This window comes from Micromonospora kangleipakensis, from assembly GCF_004217615.1.
Lineage (GTDB): Bacteria > Actinomycetota > Actinomycetes > Mycobacteriales > Micromonosporaceae > Micromonospora > Micromonospora kangleipakensis.
In genome coordinates, this window is record NZ_SHLD01000001.1 from 7,138,654 (window position 1) to 7,162,951 (window position 24,298).

At 72.1% G+C, this 24,298-nt stretch carries 21 protein-coding genes and 1 pseudogene; 9 read left to right on the forward strand and 13 right to left on the reverse strand.

The window, feature by feature from the left end; all coding sequences use genetic code 11:
• Positions 1–168: 168 nt before the first annotated feature.
• On the forward strand, positions 169–465 hold the full coding sequence (locus EV384_RS33965; RefSeq protein WP_130339912.1) for a CD225/dispanin family protein: 297 nt from the start codon (positions 169–171) through the stop codon (positions 463–465).
• A gap of 32 nt (positions 466–497) precedes the next feature.
• Positions 498–1,148 (forward strand): DUF4190 domain-containing protein, encoded by a 651-nt coding sequence (locus tag EV384_RS33970; protein ID WP_130339914.1) that lies wholly within the window; start codon positions 498–500, stop codon positions 1,146–1,148.
• 120 nt (positions 1,149–1,268) lie between these two features.
• Here EV384_RS33970 and EV384_RS33975 read toward each other — a convergent pair whose 3' ends face one another.
• Entirely contained in the window at positions 1,269–2,600 is a 1,332-nt protein-coding gene (locus EV384_RS33975; protein ID WP_130339916.1) for a cell division protein PerM, read from the reverse strand.
• Positions 2,601–2,760: 160 nt separating this feature from the next.
• On the opposite strand from EV384_RS33975, the gene EV384_RS33980 reads away from it, so the two are divergent.
• Positions 2,761–3,024 carry a DUF4190 domain-containing protein gene (locus EV384_RS33980; RefSeq protein WP_130339918.1) on the forward strand — a complete coding sequence of 88 codons (264 nt, stop codon included), beginning with the start codon at positions 2,761–2,763 and terminating at the stop codon, positions 3,022–3,024.
• Between the two features lie 48 nt (positions 3,025–3,072).
• Here the strand turns inward: EV384_RS33980 and sucD are convergent, their stop codons facing one another.
• The 4 genes from sucD to icmB form a co-directional block, all read right to left on the reverse strand.
• Positions 3,073–3,960, reverse strand: a complete 888-nt coding sequence (sucD, locus tag EV384_RS33985; RefSeq protein ID WP_109803466.1) for a succinate--CoA ligase subunit alpha — start codon at positions 3,958–3,960, stop codon at positions 3,073–3,075.
• Positions 3,961–3,962: 2 nt separating this feature from the next.
• The gene (sucC, locus tag EV384_RS33990) at positions 3,963–5,141 is read right to left on the reverse strand and encodes an ADP-forming succinate--CoA ligase subunit beta (RefSeq protein ID WP_130339920.1); all 1,179 of its coding nucleotides are present in this window, start codon (positions 5,139–5,141) and stop codon (positions 3,963–3,965) included.
• A gap of 180 nt (positions 5,142–5,321) precedes the next feature.
• A complete protein-coding gene (locus tag EV384_RS35250) occupies positions 5,322–6,278 on the reverse strand; it encodes a hypothetical protein (protein WP_165440133.1) in 957 nt (318 codons plus the stop codon).
• Positions 6,279–6,951: 673 nt separating this feature from the next.
• Positions 6,952–7,356: a coenzyme B12-dependent isobutyryl CoA mutase small subunit gene (icmB, locus tag EV384_RS34000; protein ID WP_130339922.1), complete on the reverse strand. Its 405-nt coding sequence runs from the start codon at positions 7,354–7,356 to the stop codon at positions 6,952–6,954.
• Between the two features lie 386 nt (positions 7,357–7,742).
• On the opposite strand from icmB, the gene EV384_RS34005 reads away from it, so the two are divergent.
• Both EV384_RS34005 and EV384_RS34010 read left to right on the forward strand, forming a co-directional pair.
• A complete protein-coding gene (locus EV384_RS34005; RefSeq protein WP_130339924.1) occupies positions 7,743–8,453 on the forward strand; it encodes a M23 family metallopeptidase in 711 nt (236 codons plus the stop codon).
• 259 nt (positions 8,454–8,712) lie between these two features.
• Positions 8,713–9,486, forward strand: a complete 774-nt coding sequence (locus EV384_RS34010; RefSeq protein WP_130339926.1) for a M23 family metallopeptidase — start codon at positions 8,713–8,715, stop codon at positions 9,484–9,486.
• A gap of 64 nt (positions 9,487–9,550) precedes the next feature.
• Here the strand turns inward: EV384_RS34010 and pcrA are convergent, their stop codons facing one another.
• Positions 9,551–12,058, reverse strand: coding sequence for a DNA helicase PcrA (gene pcrA / locus EV384_RS34015; RefSeq protein ID WP_130339928.1), 2,508 nt, complete (start codon positions 12,056–12,058; stop codon positions 9,551–9,553).
• Between the two features lie 311 nt (positions 12,059–12,369).
• On the opposite strand from pcrA, the gene EV384_RS34020 reads away from it, so the two are divergent.
• The gene (locus EV384_RS34020; RefSeq protein ID WP_130339930.1) at positions 12,370–12,723 is read left to right on the forward strand and encodes a chorismate mutase; all 354 of its coding nucleotides are present in this window, start codon (positions 12,370–12,372) and stop codon (positions 12,721–12,723) included.
• Between the two features lie 195 nt (positions 12,724–12,918).
• Here EV384_RS34020 and EV384_RS34025 read toward each other — a convergent pair whose 3' ends face one another.
• The 5 genes from EV384_RS34025 to EV384_RS34045 form a co-directional block, all read right to left on the reverse strand.
• Positions 12,919–13,932 carry an ABC transporter ATP-binding protein gene (locus tag EV384_RS34025; RefSeq protein WP_130339932.1) on the reverse strand — a complete coding sequence of 338 codons (1,014 nt, stop codon included), beginning with the start codon at positions 13,930–13,932 and terminating at the stop codon, positions 12,919–12,921.
• Positions 13,925–14,953 (reverse strand): ABC transporter ATP-binding protein, encoded by a 1,029-nt coding sequence (locus tag EV384_RS34030; RefSeq protein WP_130340969.1) that lies wholly within the window; start codon positions 14,951–14,953, stop codon positions 13,925–13,927. Before EV384_RS34030 ends, EV384_RS34025 begins: the two co-directional genes overlap by 8 nt.
• A gap of 26 nt (positions 14,954–14,979) precedes the next feature.
• Positions 14,980–15,957 carry an ABC transporter permease gene (locus EV384_RS34035; RefSeq protein WP_130339934.1) on the reverse strand — a complete coding sequence of 326 codons (978 nt, stop codon included), beginning with the start codon at positions 15,955–15,957 and terminating at the stop codon, positions 14,980–14,982.
• Positions 15,950–16,876 (reverse strand): ABC transporter permease, encoded by a 927-nt coding sequence (locus EV384_RS34040; protein WP_130339936.1) that lies wholly within the window; start codon positions 16,874–16,876, stop codon positions 15,950–15,952. The genes EV384_RS34035 and EV384_RS34040 overlap by 8 nt, the downstream gene beginning before the upstream one ends.
• A 184-nt stretch (positions 16,877–17,060) precedes the next feature.
• On the reverse strand, positions 17,061–18,701 hold the full coding sequence (locus tag EV384_RS34045) for a peptide ABC transporter substrate-binding protein (protein WP_130339938.1): 1,641 nt from the start codon (positions 18,699–18,701) through the stop codon (positions 17,061–17,063).
• 432 nt (positions 18,702–19,133) lie between these two features.
• Here EV384_RS34045 and EV384_RS34050 point away from each other — a divergent pair, with 432 nt between their 5' ends.
• A complete protein-coding gene (locus tag EV384_RS34050; protein WP_207232539.1) occupies positions 19,134–19,868 on the forward strand; it encodes a PIG-L deacetylase family protein in 735 nt (244 codons plus the stop codon).
• Positions 19,869–19,892: 24 nt separating this feature from the next.
• Here EV384_RS34050 and EV384_RS34055 read toward each other — a convergent pair whose 3' ends face one another.
• Both EV384_RS34055 and EV384_RS34060 read right to left on the reverse strand, forming a co-directional pair.
• Positions 19,893–20,573, reverse strand: coding sequence for a response regulator (locus tag EV384_RS34055; RefSeq protein ID WP_130339940.1), 681 nt, complete (start codon positions 20,571–20,573; stop codon positions 19,893–19,895).
• Between the two features lie 2 nt (positions 20,574–20,575).
• Positions 20,576–21,856 carry an ATP-binding protein gene (locus EV384_RS34060; protein ID WP_130339942.1) on the reverse strand — a complete coding sequence of 427 codons (1,281 nt, stop codon included), beginning with the start codon at positions 21,854–21,856 and terminating at the stop codon, positions 20,576–20,578.
• Between the two features lie 150 nt (positions 21,857–22,006).
• On the opposite strand from EV384_RS34060, the gene EV384_RS34065 reads away from it, so the two are divergent.
• Both EV384_RS34065 and EV384_RS34070 read left to right on the forward strand, forming a co-directional pair.
• Positions 22,007–23,800, forward strand: coding sequence for a PspC domain-containing protein (locus EV384_RS34065; protein WP_130339944.1), 1,794 nt, complete (start codon positions 22,007–22,009; stop codon positions 23,798–23,800).
• Positions 23,797–24,054 (forward strand): annotated as a pseudogene (locus tag EV384_RS34070) (hypothetical protein); the annotation flags it as partial. The gene EV384_RS34065 and the pseudogene EV384_RS34070, both read left to right, overlap by 4 nt.
• Positions 24,055–24,298 lie beyond the last annotated feature (244 nt).

A 24,298-nucleotide genomic window follows, 5' to 3' on the forward strand; every position in this document is an offset into this window, starting at 1 on the left:
GGGCAGGTCGGGGCGTCCAGCGCTCGGGCAGCGCCGTTTCGGGTGACCACCCGGGTGGCCCGGGCACGATACGCTGCCGGTCGCTCGGTGTCCGGCGTACGCCCGGCCCCGCCACCCGTCAGTGAACCGGCACCGCAGCCGTGCCGATGGAACGAGGAGTACGCCGCCATGCAGCCTGGTTACCCGCAGCAGCAGCCGCCGCAGATCGACAACAACATGACGATGTCGATCGTCTCGATCTTCCTGTGCTGGCCGCTGGCCATCCCGGCCATCATCAACGCGTCCAAGGTGAACCCGCTGCTCCAGCAGGGCGACTACGCCGGCGCCCAGGCGGCGGCGGCCGAGTCGAAGAAGTGGTCCAAGTGGGCCCTGATCGTCGGCATCGTCCTCTGGGTGATCTCGATCGTGTGCTGCATCGCCCTGGGCGTCGGCGGAATGATGAGCGGCAGCAACTCGACCTACTGACAGCCGACCCCCAGTCTGAGGAGCACCCAGCAATGCAGCCCGGTCACCCCGGTCAGGACCCGTACGGCCAGCAGCCGCCGCAGGACCCGACCGCCCCGCAGTACCAGGACCCGTACGCCCCGCCGCCGCAGGCGCCGCAGTACGGGCAGCAGCCGCCGGCCGGCCAGCCCTACGGCCAGCCGCAGGACCCGTACGCCCAGCCGCAGGCGCCGCAGTACGGGCAGCAGCCGACCTCGGGCCAGCCCTACGGCCAGCCCACCTCCGGCCAGCCGTACGGCCAGCCCACCTCGGGACAGCCCTACGGGCAGCCGACCTCCGGCCAGCCCTACGGGCAGCAGCCGTACCAGGACCCGTACGGCCAGCAGCCGCCCTACGGCGCCGCGCCGACGTACCCGAACGCCGGCTACCCGATGCCGCAGGGGCAGAACAACACGCTCGGCCTGATCGGCATGATCGCCGGTATCGCGTCCATTGTGCTCGGTCTCTGCTGCCCCGCGCTCGGCATCCCGGCCGGCATCGCCGGCGTGGTGCTCGGCGTGCTCGGCCAGAAGAAGGCCCAGCAGGGCGAGGCGAGCAACGCGGGCCAGGCCAGGGCGGGCCTGATCTGCGGCGCGATCGGCGTGGTGCTCGGCATCATCAACGCCATCGCCGGGGCCGCCATCAACTGGAACAACTTCTCCTGACCCGGCTCGACAGGGGCGTCCGGATCCGTCCGGGCGCCCCTCGGCGTGTCCGGAGGGCGCCGCCGGCCGGTGGCCGGCAGGCAGCGGTCAGCACCGGGCGACCGGAGCTGCGTGCGGCGGTCAGGGCCGGGCGGCGGGTGCGGGGCGGCGCGGGGTCGGATCGGGGCCCGGCGAGCGGGCGAGGAGCTTGGTGGCGGCGGCGCCGAGCAGCGCGCCGACGGCGACGACCACGGCGGCCACCGCGGCCACCTGCCAGGGCACCGGGCCGATCTCGGCCAGCCGACCGCCGCCGAGCGGCCCGCCGGAGGCGGCCGCGGCCCCGCCGAGCAGCAGGCCGGCGACCGGTCCGGCGAGCGCCGCCGGCACGAGCAGCGGCCCCCAGCCGAGCACCACGCGGTCCTCGGCGGCCAGCCGCAGCAGCCGCCGCGCGAGCAGCCAGCCGGCGGCCATCCCGGCCAGCACCGGCACCGCAAGCAGGCCGGCGCCGAGCCCGTCGACCGGCCCGCGCGGCAGTCCGGCCAGCAGTGGTACGGCCGGCAGCGCGCCGACGGAGACCTCGCTGGTCCGCACCGCCGTGTCGGTGCCGACGGCGAACCCGGGGCCGAGCAGGTAGGCGGCCGACCAGACGGTGGCGTTCGGCGCGTACGCGAGGCTGACCAGGGTGATGCCCGCCTGACCGGCCACCCCGGTCCGGTACGCCCCGATCATGTCGGCGGCGTCGCCGCCCCCGGTCGCCACCGACAGGCCGGCCGCCCCGGCGCCCGCCCCGAGCAGCAGCAGCCCGGCAACCAGCCCGGTCCGCACCCCGTCCCGCAACGGCGGCGGGGAACGCCGGGCCAGCAGCGCCGACACACCGGTGGTGCGCAGCGCGCCGACCAGCGCCGAGAGCGCGCCGAAGACCGCGAAGGTGACCGCCGCCCGGACCGGAGAGACCCGCGGACCGCCCGCGCCGACGACGACCGCGGCGAGGGCGCCGAGCAGCGCGTACCCGATGCCGACCGCGACCGCGACGGTGAGCGCCTGCCGCGGCGACCGACCGGCGCGGGCGCCGATGGCCCGGCTGACGTGCACCCCGGCCCGGGTCAACCGCCAGACCGCCAGCGCGCCCAGCGCCAGCGGCGCCAGGCCGAGCGGGCCGGCGGAGGTCTCCAGCGGCACCCCGTGACCGAGCAGCCAGCCGGCCAGCCCGGTGCGCAGCGCGCCCGGCAGCGAGCCGGCGTCCTCGCTGAGCTGAGCCAGGCCCAGCACGACGGTGACCGGCAGCCAGGACGTGAGAGCCGCCCACCCGGCCGCGACGCCGGCGGCGACGGGCAGCGGCGCGCGGCCGCGCGGCGCCTCCCCCGACCGGGGCGCGGGCACCCGGGACGCCGGCCGGGCGCGGCCGGGCGGCCGGGTGTCGGCGGCGACTCCGGCGGCGGGACGGCGAGGCTGGTCAGGGGTGACGGGTGACATCGGCTCTACTCTGGCATGCCGCACGAGCGGCGGCAGTCCGATACCGCCCCCGGACGGCGGCGAGTTCCGTGATCCATCGGCTTGCCGGCCCCGATCCGGTTTAGCCTCGGTCCAGGACGCGACCTTTCCTGTCGCGGCACCGACCGCTCGGAGGGAAGCCGTGAACGCTCCGTATCCGCCGCCGCCACCACCGCCGGCCGCCGGCCGGGACCGCACCACCCTCTGGGGCGTACTGGGCATCGTCCTCGGCCTGATCTGCTGCGGCATCCTCGGCATCGTCTTCGGCTGGCTCTCGATCCGGGACGCGAAGCGGTTCGGCAAGTCCCCGGTGCTCGGCTACCTGGCCATCGCGTTCGGCGTGATCAACCTCATCGGCAGTGCGATCTGGCGGGCCAGCGGCCGCGACCTGTACTGGTACAGGTGAGGGGGCCGACCGTTGCCGGTCGACCCCCTCCACACGTCACGTACGGGCTCAGCCGGCGGACATGATCTCCCGCATCAGCTTGGCGGTCTCGGTCGGGGTCTTGCCGACCTTCACGCCGACGGCCTCCAGGGCCTCCTTCTTCGCCTCGGCGGTGCCCGCCGAGCCGGAGATGATCGCGCCGGCGTGACCCATGGTCTTGCCGGGCGGCGCGGTGAAGCCGGCGATGTAGCCAACCACCGGCTTGGTGACGTTGGCCTTGATGAACTCGGCGGCCCGCTCCTCGGCGTCGCCACCGATCTCACCGATCATCACGATGGCGTCGGTCTCCGGGTCCGCCTCGAACGCGGCCAGGGCGTCGATGTGGGTGGTCCCGATGATCGGGTCGCCGCCGATGCCGACGCAGGTCGAGAAGCCGATGTCCCGCAGCTCGTACATCATCTGGTAGGTCAGCGTGCCGCTCTTGCTGACCAGGCCGATCCGGCCGGTGCCGGTGATGTCGGCCGGGATGATGCCGGCGTTGGAGGCGCCCGGCGAGGCGATGCCCGGGCAGTTCGGCCCGATGATCCGGGTCCGCTCGCCCTTGGCCACGTTGTACGCCCAGAAGGCGGCGGTGTCGTGCACCGGAACGCCCTCGGTGATCACCACGGCCAGGTCGATGCCGGCGTCGATCGCCTCGACGACCGCGCCCTTGGTGAACTGCGGCGGCACGAAGATGACCGTGACGTCGGCCCCGGTCTCCTTCATGGCGTCCGCGACGGACGCGAAGACCGGCAGCTCGGTGCCGTCGAAGTCGACCGTCTGACCCGCCTTGCGCGGGTTGACGCCGCCCACCACGTTGGTGCCGGCGGCGAGCATCCGCCGGGTGTGCTTGGAACCCTCGGAACCGGTCATCCCCTGCACGATGACCTTGGAGTCCTTGGTCAGCCAGATAGCCATGATCAGACCCCCGCAGCTGCCAGCTCGGCGGCCCGCTCGGCCGCGCCGTCCATGGTGTCCACCCGCTGCACGAGCGGGTTGTTCGCGCCGTCGAGGATCGCCCGACCGGCCTCGGCGTTGTTGCCGTCGAGGCGGACGACGAGCGGCTTGGTGACCTTCTCGCCCCGCTGCTCGAGCAGGCCCAGCGCCTGGATGATGCCGTTGGCGACCTCGTCGCAGGCGGTGATGCCGCCGAAGACGTTCACGAAGACGCTCTTCACCGACGGGTCGGAGAGGACGATCTCGAGGCCGTTCGCCATCACCGCGGCGCTCGCGCCACCGCCGATGTCGAGGAAGTTCGCCGGCTTGACGCCGCCGTGCCGCTCACCGGCGTACGCGACCACGTCGAGGGTGGACATGACCAGACCCGCGCCGTTGCCGATGATGCCGACCTCGCCGTCGAGCTTGACGTAGTTGAGGTCCTTCTCCTTGGCGGCCTGCTCCAGCGGGTCCACCGAGGCCTGGTCGACCAGGGCCTCGTGGTCCGGGTGCCGGAACGCGGCGTTCTCGTCCAGGGTGATCTTGGCGTCGAGCAGCAGCAGCTTGCCGTCCGCGTTCTTGGCCAGCGGGTTCACCTCGACCAGCGTGGCGTCCTCGGCGACGAACGCCTGCCACAGCTTGACCGCGATGTCGACGACCTGGTCGGCGACCTCGGCCGGGAAGTTCGCGGCGGTCACGATCTCCCGGGCCTTCGCCTCGTCCACGCCGGTGTTGGCGTCGATCGGGGCCTTGACCACCTTCTCCGGGGTCTCGGCGGCGACCTGCTCGATGTCCATGCCGCCGGCGACGCTGGCGATGCAGAGGAAGGTGCGGTTCGCCCGGTCGAGCAGGTACGAGAAGTAGTACTCCTCGGCCACGTCCGCGGTCACGGTGATCATGACCTTGTGGACCGTGTGACCCTTGATGTCCATGCCGAGGATGTCGGTGGCGCGGGCCACCGTCTCCTCCGCGCCCTCGGCCAGCTTGACGCCGCCGGCCTTGCCTCGGCCGCCGACCTTCACCTGCGCCTTGACGACCACCCGACCGCCGAGGCGTTCGGCGATCGCGCGGGCCTCCTCCGGGGTAGTGGCGACGCCGCCGGCGAGCACGGGCAACCCGTGCCGCTCGAACAGGTCCCGCCCCTGGTACTCGTACAGGTCCACGATTGCGCGTCCCGTCCCGTCTCCGCGGCGCGCCGTCGCGCCGCCACCAGCTTCGGAAAATCAGTTTGACGCCTGTCATCAGATGAGACAGGTCATTTGCCGCAGCCTAACGAGATGGGAACCAGGGGCAACCGAGCGGGTGCGGGGTGTGCGGTAATGCACAGCCACCGGCCCGACCGGTCAGGCCACCCGGCAGCGGCCGGCCGAGTAGCGGAGCACCGCCGCCATGATCTCCTGCTCCGACCGGTCGGCGAAGTTGACCGTGGCGGTGAACCCCGTGCCGAAGAACGCCTGCTGCATCCCCGCGTCGAGCGCGGTGAAGGCGCCCAGGTCGCCGCCGGCCCGCGGGTCGCGCGCCCGCACGCAGAGCATCTTCTCCAACCCCCAGCGCCGCCGGTAGATCTGGTCGATCGCCTCCCACGGCAGCCAGATCGCCTGCCCCCGGGTCGGCCGGGTCTTGATCCAGAGCCCGGCCGGCCCCACCGCGAGCACCGGACCACCGGACGAGACCAGCCAGAGCTGGAGGCCGACCACCAGGGCGAAGAAGAACATGATCAGCGGTACGGCGAGCAGGATCTCCGCACCGCCGTTCTCGGACGACGCGGCCAGCCCCATCGGGCAGGCGATCACCAACCCGATCAGCAGGGTCAGACCGCCCAGGGCCAGCGCCCGCTTGCGCAGACTCGGCCGGGCGATGAAGGGCTGATCCTCCGGGATCCGCTTCGCCCGTCGCGCCGTTGGGGGCTGCCAGGGCGGCGGCACCTGCGCCGGCCCGCCCGGCGGCGGCCACCCACCATCGCCGTACGCCCGCGGCGGCCCGGACCACCCACCCCCCGGCCCGCCCGGATACCCCGGCTGCGGCGGCCCCGACCACCCCGGCCCGGCCGGCTGCCCCGGCTGCGCCCCCGACCAGGCCGGCCCTGCTGCCGACTGGTGCGGCGGCGGGGCGGGCCACTCCGCGCCCGGCCCGCCCGGATAGGCGCGCTGCGGCGCCGACCAGCCCGAACCGGCCGGCGGTGGCGCGGACCAGCCCCCGCCGGCCCTGCCCGGCTGCCCCTGCTGCGGCCAGCCGGTGACCGGTGGGGTCGGCGGCTGCCCTTCGGCGGGGTTCGGCTGCGGGTGCGGCGGCTGATTCACGGCGGGCTCCCGGCGGGCTCATCGACCGCGGAACGCGGTGCGGGGAGCCACAGGGTACGGCCTGCACCGCGACGGGGAGGACCCCCGGCAGCCGTAGCGCGAACGCCCCCGGACCTCCCAGGACCGGGCTCGCGCCTGGTCGGGACCGGGCTTCCACCTGGTTGGCATCGGGCCGGGAGCGGGCCGGCATCGGGCCGGGAGCGGGCCTACAAGAAGGGCTGACGCACCCGCCGCGGCGGTCTGTTCAGCCGTCCGGGGGATGTTACGGAAGATGCGTAACCCCGCCGTGGGGGCATCGTTGAGTCTGATGTCGGAGCGCTGATCAGCGCGAAGACGGGAGACGGCCGATGCCCTGTCGGTCGAGGGGTGGCGGCGGGGCATCGTGCATAGAAGGGCCGGACGTGTGAGGGGTGCGTCCGGCCCTTCCCCCTGTCCGCGTCCCGGTCAGTCCCGCCCGACTGCGCCCATCGCGCACCCGCCGAGCACGATCTCGCCCGCAGGCGCCCTCCCGGACGTCCGCGGGGCGAACCCGTCCCGCGGCGACCACGCCTCCGGCAAAGCGCCCACCACCCTGCACCGTCGAAGGCAGCACACACGACCGCAGCACCGTCGAAGGCAGTAGCCATGACGGCAGCACCGTCCAGAGGCAGTGCCGTGGCCGGTTCCGCTGTGGTCAGGCGACCGGCTGGGCGACGTTCTGCCGGACCCACTCGACGATCGACTGGGTGGTGGCGCCCGGCGTGAAGATCTTCGCCACGCCCAGCCGCTCGAGCTCGGGGATGTCGGCGTCCGGAATGATGCCGCCGCCGAAGACCACGATGTCGCGGGCGTCCCGCTCGGCGAGGAGCTCCAGCACCCGCTTGAAGAGGGTCATGTGCGCCCCGGAGAGCACGGAGAGGCCGACCGCGTCGGCGTCCTCCTGGATGGCGGTCTCCGCGATCTGCTCCGGGGTCTGGTGCAGGCCCGTGTAGATGACCTCCATGCCGGCGTCCCGCAGGGCGCGCGCGACGACCTTCGCGCCCCGGTCGTGGCCGTCCAGGCCGGGCTTCGCGACGACGACCCGGATTCGAGAGCTCATCAGCGCACACCTTTCACCGGCTCCGCGGCTATCACCTGAACGAACGGTAACCCGGCCGCCCCGGGGCCGGGAACCCGGGCTGCACTCATAGCCTCGCACCGCACCGCCCGGAAGTCGGACGCCTCCGCCGAACGGTCACTGTGCGCGACGAACGGGGGGTCAACGGCCCATCCGTCCGGCGGCGCGAGCTATGACATCACCGGACGGAAAGGGACAGAACGAAACGCCAATTCGGCGCTTCGGCTTGTGACTGGAGTGGCAGTTGGCTAACGTGGCCACGGTTGTCATCAGGTCCACGGACGGGTGACGACGCGGCCAGCCGACGTTCACCCGAGCTTCACGGGCGCCGGCCGACCGCATCGGAACCCCGACAACGGAGGGTGTGCGTGCGCCAGCGCCTGTCGTCTGAGCCCGATAGATATCGCGGCCGCCGCCGCGTACCCACCCCCCCGCGGAGCCGCTACGCCGCGGTCGTCACCACCGCCTTCGTCGGGGCCGGCATCGTCGCGCTCGGGGCGAACGCCCTCCCGGACGCCAAGAGTGTCAGCCCGTCGGTCCTCGACGAGCTCAAGCAGGCCTCGGTCACCAGCCAGGACGCGGCGGCCCGCGCCGACGCCGCCGACCGCGCCACCCGGGACAGCCGGGTCGCCAAGGCCGGGGCCGAGCAGGACGTCTGGCTGCTCCCCCTGCAGGGCTACGACTTCAACTCGCCCTACGGCATGCGCTGGGGCAAGCTGCACACCGGCGTCGACCTGGTCGCCCCGGAGGGCACGCCGTACGTCGCGATCCACGCCGGCACCGTCACCAAGGCCGGCTGGTTCGGCGGCTACGGCTACGCGGTGATCGTCCAGCACGCGGACGGCAGCGAGGCCATCTACGGCCACTCCTCGGCGGTGAGCGTCCAGGAGGGCCAGCAGGTCAAGGCCGGCGACCAGCTCGGCCTGGTCGGCAACACCGGGCACTCCTACGGGTCGCACCTGCACCTGGAGATCCATGTCAACGGGCAGCCGCTGGACCCGGTGCCGTGGCTCGAGCACCGCGGAGTGGACATCAAGCTGCAAGTCGAGGCAATTTACAGCGAGGTAACCGCGTCCTGACGCTGCGTATCGCCCGTTCACCGCCCGGATCATGCGATCCGGGCGGTTTTCGTTGTCGTGAAGTCTGCCGGGTCACAGCCACAACTGTGAGCGGTGACACAGCACAACATGATCGTTTTCCTGGTCGGAACGCCCGCCCCGGACGAAACCGGGCATGAGTCGTCAGCAGCCCCGCCCGCCCTGTGGAGCCAGTACCCGGCACCGACCGGGCCGACACCAGTATTCGAGGTCAAGTGCCCCTCGACTGTGAAGGTCCGCCGTGCAGGAAGACAGCCCCGTCCAGAACGAGAACACCCAGGACATCCCCCGGCACCGGGCGCGTAGGCGGACGGGTCGGCGCAGCACATACTTCGTCGTCGGCGCGGTGGCGCTGATCGGCCTCGGCCTCGGCGGCGTCTCCGTCGCCACCGCGGACCACGGCACACCGACCCTCGCCGCCGTCGACTTCGACGCCCAGGCCCGCGCCGAGGCCGCCGCCCGCGCCGACCGCTCCGTCCGCGAGTCGACCGCCCCGGTCACCCCGTCCGCGACCCCGGCCAGCCCGTCGCCGAGCCCGTCGACGGCCAGCCCGAAGCCGACGAAGAAGGCGGCCACCGCCAAGCCGACGCCGAGGAAGACCACCAAGCCGAAGCCCTCCTGGGTCATCCCGATGAAGGGCGCCGAGATCACCTCCTGCTACGGGCAGCGGTGGGGCACCCTGCACGCCGGCATCGACTTCGCGATGCCCGCGGGCACCCCGATCCACGCCGCCGCCGCAGGCACGGTGGTGAAGGCCGGCGACGCCGGCGACGGGTACGGCAACTCCGTCTTCATCGACCACGGCAACGGCTATCTGACCCACTACGCCCACCAGAGCCGCATCGTGGTCAGGGTGGGCGAGAAGGTCAGCGCCGGCGAGGTGATCGGCTACGAGGGCGCCACCGGTGACGCCACCGGCCCGCACCTGCACTTCGAGGTGCACAAGGGCGCGATGTGGAACCAGATCGACCCGGCGCCGTTCCTGCGCGCCCGGGGCATCGACGTGGCCTGCTGACGGTCGCGGAGCACGTGACAGGGCCCGGTCCGGCGGTTCGCCGGCCCGGGCCCTTCGTGGTCGCTCAGAGCTTGTCGATCGGGGCGTGCCGCAGGACCAGCCACATGGTCTGGTCGCCGAAGTCGATCTGCGCCCGGGCGCCCGGGCCGTGCCCCTCCACGGCGAGCACCCGGCCGAGGCCGTAGCGCTGGTGGTTGACCCGGTCGCCGGCCGCCACCTTCGGTCCCTGGGGCAGCTCGCTGGCGGTGGCGAGCCGGCTGGCGTCCACGCCGAGCCGCTTCGCCAGCTGCGCCGCCTTCGGGGTGCCGCCGGTGAAGCCGCCCCGCCCGCCGGGCGCGCGGTCCGCCCGGCCGCCGACGCCGCCGCCCCCGCCGGCCCACGAGGTGTACGACCCCTCGGTGCGCTCCCACCGGACCAGATCCGGCGGCAGCTCCTCCAGGAACCGGGACGGCGGGTTGTAGGCCGGCTGCCCCCAGGCCGAGCGGGTGACCGACCGGGACAGGTAGAGCCGCTGCCGGGCCCGGGTGATGCCCACGTACGCGAGCCGGCGCTCCTCCTCCAGCTCGCGGGTGTCGCCGAGCGAGCGCAGGTGCGGAAAGACGCCGTCCTCCAGGCCGGTCAGGAAGACCACCGGGAACTCCAGGCCCTTCGCGGTGTGCAGGGTCATCAGGGTGACCACGCCCTGATGGTCCGGGTCGTCGGAGGGGATCTGGTCGGCGTCGGCGACCAGCGCCACCTGCTCCAGGAAGCCGGCCAGGGTGGCCCGCTCCCCCTCCTCGCCCAGCGCCTCGACCCGCTCGGTGTACTCCCGGGCGACGCTGACCAGCTCCTGGAGGTTGTCCACCCGGCCGGCGTCCTGCGGGTCGAGGCTCTCCTCCAGCTCGGTCAGGTAGCCCGAGCGGGTCAGCAGCGCCTCCAGCACCTCCTCCGGGGTGCCGGTCTCGGCCAGCTCCCGGGCGCCGTCGAGCAGCGCGACGAACTCGGCGATGCCGTTGGCCGCCCGGGTGGAGATGCCCGGCGCGTCCTTGGCCCGGCGCAGCGCCGCCCCGAAGGAGATCCGGTCCCGGCTGGAGAGCGCCTCCACGCACGCCTCGGCCCGGTCGCCGATGCCCCGGCGCGGGGTGTTGAGGATCCGGCGCAGGCTGACCGTGTCGTCGTCGTTGACCACCGCGCGCAGGTAGGCCAGCGCGTCGCGGACCTCCTTGCGCTCGTAGAAGCGCACCCCGCCGACCACCTTGTACGGCAGGCCGACCCGGATGAACACCTCCTCGAAGACTCGGGACTGGGCGTTGGTGCGGTAGAAGATCGCGACGTCGCCGGGGCGGGTCTCGCCGTCGTCGACCAGCCGGTCGATCTCCCGGGCCACCCAGTCCGCCTCGGCGTGCTCGGTGTCGGCGACGTACGCCACGATCTGCTCGCCGTCACCGGCGTCGCTCCAGAGCCGCTTGGGCTTGCGGGAGGTGTTCCGGTCGATCACCGCGTTGGCGGCGTTGAGGATCGTCTGGGTGGAGCGGTAGTTCTGCTCCAGCAGGATCGTCCGGGCGTCGGTGAAGTCCCGCTCGAACTCCAGGATGTTGCGGATGGTCGCGCCCCGGAACGCGTAGATCGACTGGTCGGCGTCGCCGACCACGCAGAGCTCGGCCGGCTCGATCCCCTCGGTTCCGGAGACCAGCTCCTTGATCAGCACGTACTGGGCGTGGTTGGTGTCCTGGTACTCGTCGACGAGGACGTGCCGGAACCGGCGCCGGTAGCTCTCCGCGACGTGCGGGTGCGACTGGAGCAGGTGCACCGTCGTCATGATCAGGTCGTCGAAGTCCAGCGCGTGCGCCTCGCGCAGCCGCCGCTGGTAGAGCGTGTACGCCTCGGCCAGCGCCCGCTCGTTCGGCCCCTTGGCCCGGGCGGCGAACGCCTCCGGATCGACCAGCTCGTTCTTCAGGTTCGAGACCTGGGCGGCGAGCCCGCGCGCCGGGTAGCGCTTCGGGTCGAGGTCGAGCTCCCGGGCCACCATCTGCATCAGCCGGCGCGAGTCGTCCGCGTCGTAGATCGAGAACGTCGACTTCAGCCCGGCGTGCTCGTGCTCGGCCCGCAGGATCCGGACGCAGGCGGAGTGGAACGTCGACACCCACATCAGCCGGGCCCGCCGCCCGACCAGGGCGGCCACCCGCTCCTTCATCTCGCCGGCGGCCTTGTTGGTGAAGGTGATCGCGATGATCTCGCCCGGGTGCACGTCCCGCGCGGCGAGCAGGTACGCGATCCGGTTGGTCAGCACCCGGGTCTTGCCGGAGCCGGCGCCGGCCACGATCAGCAGGGGCGAGCCCGCGTGGGTGACGGCGTCGCGCTGCGGACCGTTCAGCCCGGCGAGGAGGGCCTGCGGGTCCAGCCGGGCGGCCGACGGCGCCAGGTCGCGGCGCGGCGACAGACCGGCCTTCGTTCGGTCCGAAGCGCCGCCTAGCGGCGCGGAGGCCGAATTATGGCCGCCAGCCGAGCTGGAGTCGTCGTAGGACCCGGGCCGGTGCGGCGGGGTCGGCTCCGGCGCGGGCGGGGACGCGGGGATGTCGAAGAGAGGATGCATCGCACGGCGAGTCTATGCCGCCGGACGGACACTTCCCGCCCGCGCACGCCACGACGAGACGAAGGCGTCACCCGGGGCGGAATCGTGCCCCGTCCCACCTGTTGGCGGGAATGCTTGCGCGCCCCGGCCGCGGCTCGGCATACTCGACGACGTGTTCGGTCAGCGCTTCTACTTTTACTACGGCACCGGGAGTCCGGCAGCCGTAGGTCGCGCCTGATCACAAGACCTGCGAAAAGCCCCGGGCTCGGAGAGCCCGGGGCTTTTTCGTCCCGGGATCCGGGCACCGGGCCCGACACCCGAGGGGTACGACGATGATGACTGACGTGGCGGAGCAGAGCGGCAGCCTGGCGAGGAACGACGACCGGGCCGACACGGGTCCGACGGCGGCCGCGACCGCTCGGACCGGCACCGGCGACTCGGCGGCCGCCGAAAGGATCGTGGAGATCCGGGAGCGGATCGACGAGATCGACCGGACCATCATCGCGCTGTGGCAGGAGCGGGCCGCCCTCTCCCAGGAGGTGGGAGCCACCCGGCTCGCCTCCGGCGGCACGCGCCTGGTGCTCTCCCGGGAACGGGAGATCCTGGAGCGGTTCCGGCAGGCGCTGGGCGCGGACGGGACGCAGCTCGCGCTGCTGCTGCTCCGCGCCGGCCGCGGCCCCCTCTGAGAAGGGCCGTGCCGGCCCGGCGGCCCGGCAGCCGGGCGGGACGCCCGGCCGACCGGACCGCCGGCGTACCGGAAGGGAAAGCCGGCGGGCGGACGGCCCGGCCGGCCCGGTCCGGCGCCTCGGCGCGACCGGGGACCCGGATACGACGGACCGCCTGCCGGCGTCGGGCTGACGCTGGCAGGCGGTCCGGACGGATCACGCCTCGTGGGTGGCGACGATCTCCCGCTTCTCCGCGAAGTGGCAGGCGCTCGGGTGGTCGGTGCCCCGCCGGATCTGCAGCAGCGGCACCTCCTGGGCGCAGATGTCCTGCGCCTTCCAGCAGCGGGTGCGGAACCGGCAGCCCGAGGGCGGGCTCACCGGGGAGGGGACGTCACCGGTGAGCCGGATGATCGCCTTGTTGTCCCGCAGCGTCGGGTCCGGCACCGGCACCGCCGAGAGCAGCGCCTGGGTGTACGGGTGGGTCGGCCGCTCGTAGATCTCGTCCTCGGTGCCGATCTCCACCATCTTGCCCAGGTACATCACCGCGACCCGGTCGGAGAGGTGGCGCACGACCGAGAGGTCGTGGGCGATGAAGACGTACGACAGGCCGAACTCGTTCTGGAGCTTCTCCAGCAGGTTCATCACCTGCGCCTGGATCGACACGTCCAGCGCCGAGACCGGCTCGTCGCAGACGATCACCTCGGGCCGCAGCGCCAGCGCCCGGGCGATGCCGATGCGCTGCCGCTGACCGCCGGAGAACTGGTGCGGGTACCGGTTGATGTGCTCCGGGTTGAGGCCGACCAGGTCGAGCAGCTCCTTGACCTTGCCCCGGCGGCTGCCCTTTGGGGCCACCTCCGAGTGGATCTCGAACGGCTCGCCGATCAGGTCACCGACCGTCATCCGCGGGTTCAGCGAGGTGTACGGGTCCTGCATCACCAGCTGGATCTGCCGGCGCAGTCGCCGCAGCGCGCCGCCGGAGAGCTTGGAGATGTCCTGGCCCTTGTAGAACACGCTGCCGCTGGTCGGCTTCTCCAGGTTCATCAGGACCCGGGCGAGTGTCGACTTGCCGCAGCCGGACTCGCCCACGACGCCGAGGGTCTCGCCCGTCTTCAGCTCGAAGGAGACGCCGTCGACCGCCTTGACCTGACCCACGGTCTTCTTGAACACGATCCCCTGGGTGACCGGGTAGTGCTTGACCAGGTCACGGACCTCGATGATGTTCTCAGTCACGGTTCACGAGCTCCTCGGCGAAGTGGCAGGCGCTGGCCCGGCCGCTGCCGATCTGCAGCAGCGGGGGCACCTTCTCCCGGCACACCGGCTGCGCCATGGGGCAGCGCGGGTTGAACGGGCAGCCCGGCGGGATGTTCATCAGGTTCGGCGGGAGGCCTTTGATGGTGCGGAGCTCCTGCCCCTTCTCGTCCATCCGCGGGATCGAGTCGAGCAGGCCGAGGGTGTACGGGTGCGCCGGCTTGGCGTACAGGTCGTACACGTCGGCTTCCTCGACGATCCGGCCGGCGTACATGACCGAGATCCGGTCCGCGACGTCGGCGACCACGCCAAGGTCGTGGGTGATCAGGATCATGCCCATCCGCCGCTCCCGCTGGAGCTCGCCGAGCAGGTCCATGATCTGGGCCTGCACGGTCACGTCCAGCGCGGTGGTCGGCTCGTCCGCGATCAGCACCTCCGGGTCGAGCGCCAGCGACATCGCGATCATCGCGCGCTGCCGCATACCGCCGGAGAACTGGTGCGGGTAGTTGCTGAACCGACCCTTGGCGTTCGGGATCTTGACCTGGTCGAGCATCTCGATCGCACGCTTCTTGGCGTCCGCGCGGCTCATGCCGCGCCGGATGCGGAACTGCTCGGCGATCTGGAACCCGACGGTGAAAACCGGGTTGAGCGCGGAGAGCGAGTCCTGGAAGATCATCGCAATGCCCTCGCCGCGGATGCGGCGGCGCTCCTCGGCGGACATCTTGAGCATGTCCTTGCCGTGGAAGCGGACCTGACCGCCAGTGACGAAGCCCGGCGGGGTGTCCAGGATGCCCATGATGGTCTGCGCGGTGACGCTCTTGCCGGAGCCGGACTCGCCGAGCACGGCGAGGGTCTCCCCCGCGTCGACGTGGTACGTGACCCCGTTGATGACCTTGGCGACGCCGTCCCGGGTGCGGAACTCCACCCGCAGGCCGTCGACCTCGAGCAGCCGGCCGGAGGGACGGCCGGAACCGTCGGCGCCGGGCGCGGACTGCTCGGACACGAGAATGTCGGACAACTCAGTCTCCCCTATCGGAGCTTCGGATCGAGGGCCTCGCGGACCGCCTCGCCGAGCATGACGAAGCTGAGCACGGCGGTGACGAGGAACGCGGCGGGGAAGAAGAGCAGGTTCGGCGCGACCCGGAGGTAGTTCTGCGCCTCACTGATCATGATGCCCCACGAGACCACCGGGCTCTTCAGGCCGACGCCCAGGAAGGAGAGCGTGGCCTCCGCGCCGATGAACGAACCGACCATGATCGTCGAGTACACCAGCAGCGGCGCGAGACAGTTCGGCAGCAGGTGCTTGAGGATGATCCGGCCCGTACCAGCGCCGAGCGCCCGGGCAGCGACGATGTAGTCCGCCTCCCTGGTGGCCAGCACCGAGGAGCGCATCAGCCGCATCACGACCGGCCAGCTCAGGATGACCAGCGAAGCGATGACCAGGCCCATGATCTTCGTCTTGCTGTTGTTGCTGCCCGAGCCGTTGAAGGTCGTCAGGATGACGATGGCACCGAGCACGAACGGCAGGCCGAAGAATACGTCGGCGACCCGGGAGAGCAGCGAGTCCACCCAGCCGCCCCGGTAGCCGGAGATGATGCCCATCACGCCACCGACCAGCATGGTGCCGGCGACGGAGAGGAGCGCTACGAGGATCGAGGCCCGAGCGCCGTAGATGGTCCGGGCAAAGACGTCACGGCCCTGCACGTCGTTGCCGAACCAGGCGTGGGCGGAGGGCTTGCCGAGGCTGTTGTCCAGCGAACCGTTCACGGCGTCGCCGGAGGTGAACAGCGACGGGAAGGCCGCCATCACCACGAACAGCAGGATCAACGCCGAGGAGATCCAGAAGAGCGGCTTGCGGCGCAGGTCGCGCCAGGCGTCGCCGAGGAGGCCACGCGGCTTCTCCTTGCGGGCGCTCTCCGGCAGGCCGGCGTTGGTGGGGGCACCGAACTCGGTCGGCTGCTCCGGGCGGGGAGTGCTGACGATCGACGCGGCGGAGGGGTCACTCATAACGGATCCTCGGGTCCAGGGCGGCGTAGAGCAGGTCGACCAGCAGGTTCATCAGCAGGTAGACCAGCACCAGCACCACCACGATGGAGACAACGGTAGCGCTCTCCTTGGTGACGATCGACCGGTAGACCTGTCGACCGATGCCGTTGATACCGAAGATTCCCTCGGTGACGATCGCGCCGCCCATCAGGGCGCCCAGGTCGGTGCCGAGCAGGGTGACCACCGGGATCAGCGAGTTGCGCAGCAGATGGACACCGACCACCCGGCGCATCGGCAGGCCCTTGGCGATCGCGGTGCGCACGTAGTCGGCCCGCCGGTTCTCGGCGATGCTCGTCCGCGACACCCGGGCGATGTACGCCATCGAGGCGCTGCCCAGCACGAAGCCCGGGATAAGCAGTTCGGAGAACGGCATCTCGCTGGAGACGGTCGGCGTGACGATCTTCCACTGCACCCCGAAGGTCCACTGGAGCACGAAGCCGACGACGAAGACCGGCAGCGCGATCAGGAACAGGCTGGAGACCAGGACCAGGTTGTCCAGGAAGCCGTTGCGGCGCAGACCGGTCAGCACGCCGGCGGTGAGGCCGATGAGCGCCTCGATCGCCAGGGCGACAACGGCCAGCTTGAGCGTGTTCGGGTACGCGGTGGCGATGATGTCGTTGATCGACCGGCCGCTGTAGGTCGTACCGAAGTCTCCTTGGAGGAGGCTCTTCATGTAGATCGCGTACTGAACGAAGACGTTCTCGTTGAGGTGGTACTTCTCGGTGAGGGCGGCGACGTACTCCGGCGGGCAGCGACGCTCACCGCACTTGCCGGCGAATGGATCTCCGGGCACGGCCCAGACGAGCCAGTAGATCAGGAACGTCGTGCCGATGAAGACCGGCACAAGTTGGAGCAGCCGTCTCACGAGATAGCGGCCCATGGGGTGGTCCTCCAGACAAGGGGTGCGTCGGCGGCCGACACGATGGTGACAGCGTGCGAGGAAGGATGTTGTGACACCCGCTCGCGACAGCGTGCGAGGAGATGTTGTAACACCCGCTCGCGGAACGGCCCCGGGTCGGGCCCACCGGATGTGGCGGGCCCGACCCGGGATCAGACCGATCGGATCAGAGTTCGACCGAAGAGAGGTCCAGCTCGCCGACGTTGTTCAGCTCGAGCTTCTTGATCTTCTCCGAGTGGCCGGACTGCTGGCCATAGAAGTAGACCGGGATGGTCGGCACGTCAGCGTCGACCTTCTGGAGCGCCTCGCCGAACTTCTGGTGCGAAGCCTCCAGGTTCTCGGCACCGCTGGCGGCCTTGGCCAGGGCGTCGACCTCGGGGTTGCTGTAGAGGCCGTCGTTGGAGGAGCCACCCTTGACGTAGAGCGGGTTCACCCAGTTCTCGACGTCCGGGTAGTCCTGCTGCCAGGCGGCACGGTACGGGCCGGTCATCTTGTGGGCGTTGATGTTCTGGCGGAACACCGCGAAGGTCGGGATGCCCTCGGCGCGAGCGTTGATGCCGAGGTTGGTCTTGACCTGCTGGGCAACGGCCTCCATCCAGTCCTTGTGGCTGGAGTCGGCGTTGTAGTAGAAGACCATCTCGCCCTGGAAGCCACCGGCCTCCTGGAGGAGCTGCTTGGCCTGCGTCGCGTCGAACTTGCAGGCGGTGCAGTTACCGGCCGGGGCGCCCGGGGTGAGCGGGTTGGCCCAGCTGTCGGCCGGCTTGCGGGTGCCGAAGAAGATCTTGTCGGAGATGGCCTGCCGGTCGATCGACATCGAGACGGCCCTGCGCAGCTTCGGGTTGGCGAAGCGCTTGTCGTAGATCGGGAACGCGATGAACGCGGTCGTCGGGGTGACCGTCGACATCGCCCGGTCACCCAGGTCGGTCTTGTACTTCTCGCCAGCCAGCGCGGAGGTCGGGATGGTCTCCATGAAGTCGAGGTTGTTGCCCAGCAGGTCAGCGTAGGCAGCATCCTCGCTCTGGTAGAGCTTGACGGTGACGTCCTTGACCTTCACCTTGTCGCGCAGGTTGTAGTCGTCGAAGCGCGTCAGCTTGATCGCGACGTTGTCCTCCCACGACACGAACTTCACCGGGCCGTTGCCGATCGGGTTCTTGCCGAACACCTCGGGCTTCTGGGTGAAGAACACGTCCGGCAGCGGCATGAAGGCGCTGTAGCCGAGCTTGGTCGGGAAGACCGCGGTCGGCGCCGACAGGGTGACCTCGAAGGTCTGCTCGTCGACGACCTTCAGGCCCGACATCTTGTCGGCGGCCGGCTTCGGGGCCTTCTGCGGGCCGTCGTCGTCCGGGTCGACCGAGGTGACCTGGTCGTAGCCGGCGATGTCGGAGAAGAAGCTGCCGTTCGCGGCGCCGTTCGGCGTGTAGGCGGCCCAGTTCCAGGCGTCGACGAAGTTCTTCGCCTTCACCTCGGTACCGTCGTGGAACTTGGTACCCTTCTTGATCTTGATGGTGAAGACCTTCGAGTCCTTGGTCTCGATGGTGTCAGCCAGCGCGTTGCGCGGAGCGCCACCATCGTTCGGGTACTCGACCAGACCCGTCCACATGTCGTCGATGATCTTGCCGCCACCGGTCTCGGTGGTGTTCGCCGGAACCAGCGGGTTCTCCGGCTGGACGCCGTGGATGGTGATCGCGCCGTCCTTGGTGGCGCCGGCGTCGCCGTCGCCACCCTCGCTGCTCGAGCAACCGGTAGCGACCAGCGCGGCGGCCATGCCGACCGCGAGGGCGCCGGTCGCCCGCTTCGAGACTCTCATACCGAGGGGCCTCCTCTTTCTGACCTGGTTCCGTCGTGGGTTTCACGCACGTCTGGGGGGTGACGCCGCCGCCGACCCGAACCGCAGGTCGACGGTTTACCGCAGGGGAAATCGGGACACCCCAGGGGTACCGATCCGCCGGGCACCACACCCTCGCCGAGCGGCACCGCGCAGGGTCGACGGCCACGTTCCGCGACGAAAAGACAGCGTCACGTGGTCGGCGGGCCCGACTGGGGTGCCCCCACAACGGGGGTGAGGTGCTGCCACTGTGACACCCACCGGCCCATTACGTGAAGGTGCCGTTATCAAGCCGTTAGTTGGTTGCCACGTTGCCGATACTTGAGAAAAGATCATGAAAGACGCGAATCGCGCTGCCCTGAACAGGAAAGACACGGACACCTTGGGCGAGAACGGCACGTAGGCTCGGTCCCCGTGAGCTTCCCTGCCTCCGCTCCGGCGCTCCCCGACGTCCATCGGGCACTGGCCGTATTTGCCCATCCGGACGATGTCGACTTCGCCTGTGCGGGCACCATTGCCGGCTGGGTGGACGAGGGCGTCGAGGTCGCGTACCTCATCGCCACCCGGGGTGACTCCGGTGGCTTCGACGACACGCCGCGCGAGGAGATGCCCCGGCTGCGCGAACGGGAGCAGCGAGCCGCCGCCGCCGTGGTCGGCGTACACCGGGTCGACTTCCTCGACGGCCACGCCGACGGGACGCTCACCCCCAGCCTCGCCCTGCGCCGGCAGGTCGCCGCGGCGATCCGGCGCTTCCGGCCGGACCGGGTGCTCACCAGCTCGCCGCTGCGCCGCTGGGAGCACCTCGCCGGGCCGAGCCACCCGGACCACCTGGCGGTCGGCGAGGCCACCACCTGCGCGGTCTACCCGGACGCGCGCAACTGCTTCGCCTTCCCGGAGCTGCTGGCCGAGGGGCTGGAGCCGTGGGTGGTCCGGGAGATCTGGTACGCCGGCGGCCCCGCTCCGGACCACGCCGTGGACGTCACCGCGTACGTCGACCGGAAGGTCGCCGCGATGCGGGCCCACCGTTCGCAGACCGCGCACTTCGACGTGGAGACCTGGATACGCGACCGGCTCACCACCGTGGCCGAGAACGCCGGCCTGCCCGCCGGCCGGCTGGCCGAGGCGTTCACCGTGCTCCGCACCGAGTGACCGGCGCCGGCCACCCACCGCGGGTCAGACCAGGCGGCGGTCCGCCGCCCAGCGGGACAGCTCGTAACGGTTGGACATCTGGAGCTTGCGGAGCACGTTCGACACGTGCGTCTCGACCGTCTTGATCGAGATGAACAGCTCCTTGGCGATCTCCTTGTACGCGTACCCCCGGGCCAGCAGCCGGAGCACCTCGCGCTCCCGGTTGGTGAGCTGGTCCAGCTCCGGATCGGCGACCGGCGCGTCCGGCCGGGCCGCGAACGCGTCCAGCACGAACCCGGCCAGCCGCGGGCTGAACACCGCGTCGCCGTCCGCCACCCGCCGGATGGCGTCGGTCAGCTCGTCCGGCGAGATGGTCTTCGTGACGTACCCCCGGGCGCCGGCCCGGATCAGCCCTATCACGTCCTCGGCCGCGTCCGACACGCTCAGCGCGAGGAACTTCACCTGCGGATGGGTACGCCGCATCGCGTCCAGCACCGCCCGGCCACCGCCGTCCGGCATGTGCACGTCGAGCAGCACCACGTCGGGCTGGGTGGCGGCGATCCGGTTGACCGCCTCGGTCACCGTGCTCGCCTCGCCCACCACCTCCACGTGGCCGCCCAGCTCGGCGCGTACGCCCGCCCGGAACATCGCGTGGTCGTCGACGAGGAACACCCGCAGCCGCCCGTCCCGGGGCTGCGCCCCCTCGACCGGTCCGTGCTCGGCCATGGTCATCTGTCCCTTTCCGTCGCGGAGCCGGCGCCGGTGATCGGCAGGATCAGCCGGACCTCGGTCCCCTCCCCCGGCTCGGACCGGATCTCCGCCCGGCCACCGTGCCGCTTCATCCGTCCGATGATCGACCCTCGGACGCCGTGCCGGTGATCCTCCACCGTATCCGGGTCGAAGCCCTTGCCCCGGTCCCGCACGAAGACGCTGACCTGGTCCGGCTCCACCTCGGCGTAGAGCGAGACCGTCTGGACCGCGGCGTGCCGGGCGGCGTTCACCAGCGCCTCCCGGGCCGCGGCGACCAGCGCGCCGACCCGCTCGTCGGTCTCCCGGTCGCCGACCACCACCGCCTCCACCGTGATGGCGAAGGTGTCCTCCACCTCGGCGGCGGCCTGCTCGAGGGCCGCGGCGAAGCGCTCGGTCGGCGAGCCGGTCGGCTTGTAGAGCCAGTTCCGCAGCGACCGTTCCTGGCCCCGGGCCAGCCGCTGGACCGTCTTGACGTCGCTGGCGTTGCGCTGGATCAGGGCCAGGGTGTGCAGCACCTGGTCGTGCACCATCGCGGCCAGCTCGGCACGCTCCTGCTCGCGGATGCGCCCCTCCCGCTCCGAGCGGAGCTGGTTCCAGGTCCGCCAGAGCACGGGCGCGGCCACCACGCCGACGCCGGCCAGCCCGACCAGCGCGAAGATCACGCCATTGATCACGGCGTCGAAGTTCTGCGCCGGCGAGTAGACCGCCGCCACGCCGATGATGCCGACCGCGACCAGCACGCCGCCGCCGATGAAGCGGAGCACGAAGGCCCGCCGGTCGCTCTCCTCCACCACCGCGCCGAGCCACGGCACCGGCATCGACTCGCCCCACTGCCGGCGGCGCTCCGGGGCGGACTGGTGCCAGATCACCCCGGCGCCGACCGCGATGATCGCAACCAGCCAGCCGGCGGTGCCGGCCGCGCCCACCGAATCGAAGACCATCACCTGCGTCAGCAGCACGCCCAGCCCGATCGCGACGAAGGGCAGGAGCTGGGCGAGGTCCCGGCGGGGCGGTACGGCGTCGCCCGGGCGCAGCGGGACCACCGCCCAGAAGGCCGCGTAGAGCAGCAGGCCGAGGCCGCTCAGCCCGAGCAGCACCATGAAGGCCACCCGGACGCGAACCACGGAGATGCCGAGGTGGTCGGCGATGCCGGCAGCCACCCCCGCGGCCAGCCGGTGCTCGGGGGCACGGTAGAGCCGCGGCGGGGGTGGGGTCACGGTGCTGCTGATCGGAAACTCCCCGGTGGTGGGACGAGGCACGGGCCGATTCCGGCGCCGCCCCGATCGTCACACGGGCGGACCGCCCCGGACCACGGGGACGCCCCCGACATTCGGCCGCCGCGGATCTCAGGGTGGCGTCAGGGTCGGGTCCGGAGGACGCTCGGGCGCCCGGGGCAGCAGGATCGGAGCATGACCGAGGACGCTGCCCGTCCGCCCCTGCCCGGGGCGGCACCGCCGGACGGGCCACCGCCACCCCCGGCGCCGACACCGGCGCCCACCACCCAGGCCGGTTCGGAGCAGGGCGCCCCGCCGGCCGGGGACGCCGCCGCCGACCCGTCGTGGTCGGCCGCCGGACGCGCCACCCCACCGCCGGGCGCGTCGGCCGCCGGCGCCGAGCCGCTCGGCAACCCGCCACCCGGGTACGCTCCGCCGCCCGGCGGCGTCGGCTTCACCTCCCGGTACGGGCTGGTCCGCCCCCGCGAAGGCCGCTACCTGGCCGGCGTCTGCGCGGCGATCGGCCGGGCCACCAACACCGACCCGGTGCTCTGGCGGGTGCTGCTCGCCGTGCTGGGCTTCTTCGGCGGCATCGGCATCCTGATCTACGTCGCCGCCTGGCTGATCATCCCCGGCGAGGGGGACACCGCCTCCCCGGTGGAGTCGATGCTCGGCCGGGGCCGGTCCAGCATGTCGCCGGTCACCGTCATCGTGCTCAGCATCCTGGTCGCGGTCAGCTTCGGCTACATCGTCACCGACGCGTTCCGGGCCGTCCTGCTCGGCGCGGCCATCCTGATCGGCGGCGCGCTGCTGCTCAACCGGGAACGCCGGGGGCCGGCGGGCCCGGCGGCCGCGTCCGGCCCGCCCGCGACGCCTCCCGGGCCCGTGCCGCCGGTGAGCTGGCCGGCCCCGGGGATGTACGCCCCGCCCGCCCCCGCCCCGACCTCGGGCCTGCCGGCCTGGTCGGTCCCGGCCGCCGGTCCCGCCCCGGCGGGGCCGTGGGAGGCCGTCCGGCCACAGCCCGCGCCGGCTCCGGCCGCCGGCCCCGGCACCGTCGAGCCGCCCGCCTGGGGCGGCCCGGAGCGGGCCGACACGCTGCCGGAGTGGTCCGGAGCGGCGCAGCCCGAGGTGCCGGCCCGGCCCGGGACGACGCCGGGCGGCGAGCCGGCCGCCCGGCCCACCACGGGAGCCGGCGCGGAGGCGCCGGTCTGGCCCGCCGCGCCGACGGTCGGCGAGCCGGTCCCCGCACCGCCCACCGCGCCGCTGCCGCCGACCGGGTACCGGGCGCCGTTCGCCCCCCGCGGCCCGTACGCCGGGCCGTACCCGCCGATGCCGCCGCAGCCGCCGGCCCGGGCCCCCAAGCCGCCCAAGCGGCCGAAGGAACGCTCCCCGCTCGGCACGGTGACGTTCTCGCTGATCTTCCTCTCGCTGGGCGTGGTCGCCGTGCTCGACCTGCTGGACGTCTTTCCGGTGGGCGCGGCCGGGTACTTCGCCGCGGCGCTGGCCACGATCGGGCTCGGGCTGCTGGTCGGCACCTGGTTCGGCCGGGCGCGCTGGCTGATCGCGCTCGGCCTGGTGACCGCGGCGGCGCTCGGCGTCGCCACCGTCGCCGAGTCCTACGACCGGGTACGCGGCATCGACGGCGACGTGACCTGGGCCCCGACGGACTACCGCGACCTGGCGACCCGGTACGAGAACAACTTCGGCGACGCCGTGCTCGACCTGCGCGGGGTCGACTTCGACAAGAAGGAGACGCAGATCGTGGTGGCGATCAACTTCGGCGAGGCGACCGTGGTGGTGCCGCCGAACGTCGACGTCACCACGGTGGCCGACGTGAACGCCGGAGACGCCACCGTCTTCGGCCGGCGCTCCGGCGGGCTGGACGGCAACCTCCGGGAGAGCACCGACGTCGGCCCGGACGGCCCCGGCGGTGGCAAGCTGCGGCTGCTCATCCACGTCAACGCCGGCAACCTGGAGGTGACCCGGTGAAGGCCCACCGCACCGACCTCGTCTCGCTCGCGTTCGGGCTGGTCTTCCTGGCCCTCTCCATCTGGTGGCTGCTGGCCCGGATCCTCGGGCTGACGCTGCCGCCGGTGGGGTGGTTCCTGGCCGGCGGGCTCATCCTGGTCGGGGTGCTGGGCCTGGTCGGCGCGCTGCGCTCCGGCCGGCACGCCGACCGGGACGCCGCCGCCACGCCGGGCGCCGAGGCGACCGTGTCCGCCCCCTACGAGGGCGGGGGCCCGGAGTGGACCCCACCGGCGGCGCCGGAGGCCGACGAGTGGAGCACCGACGCGGTCGGCGACGACGCGGTCGAGGCGGTGGAGGACCGGCCGGTCAGCGGCGGGTCGGGCGGACCGCGCTGGTCGCCGTCCGCGCCGACGACCGACCTCGGGCCGCCCGCGGACGCGGCGACCCGCGAGCAGCCCACCGTCGACGTGGCACCGGTGACCCGGGAACAGCCCACCGTCGACCTCGGACCGACGATCC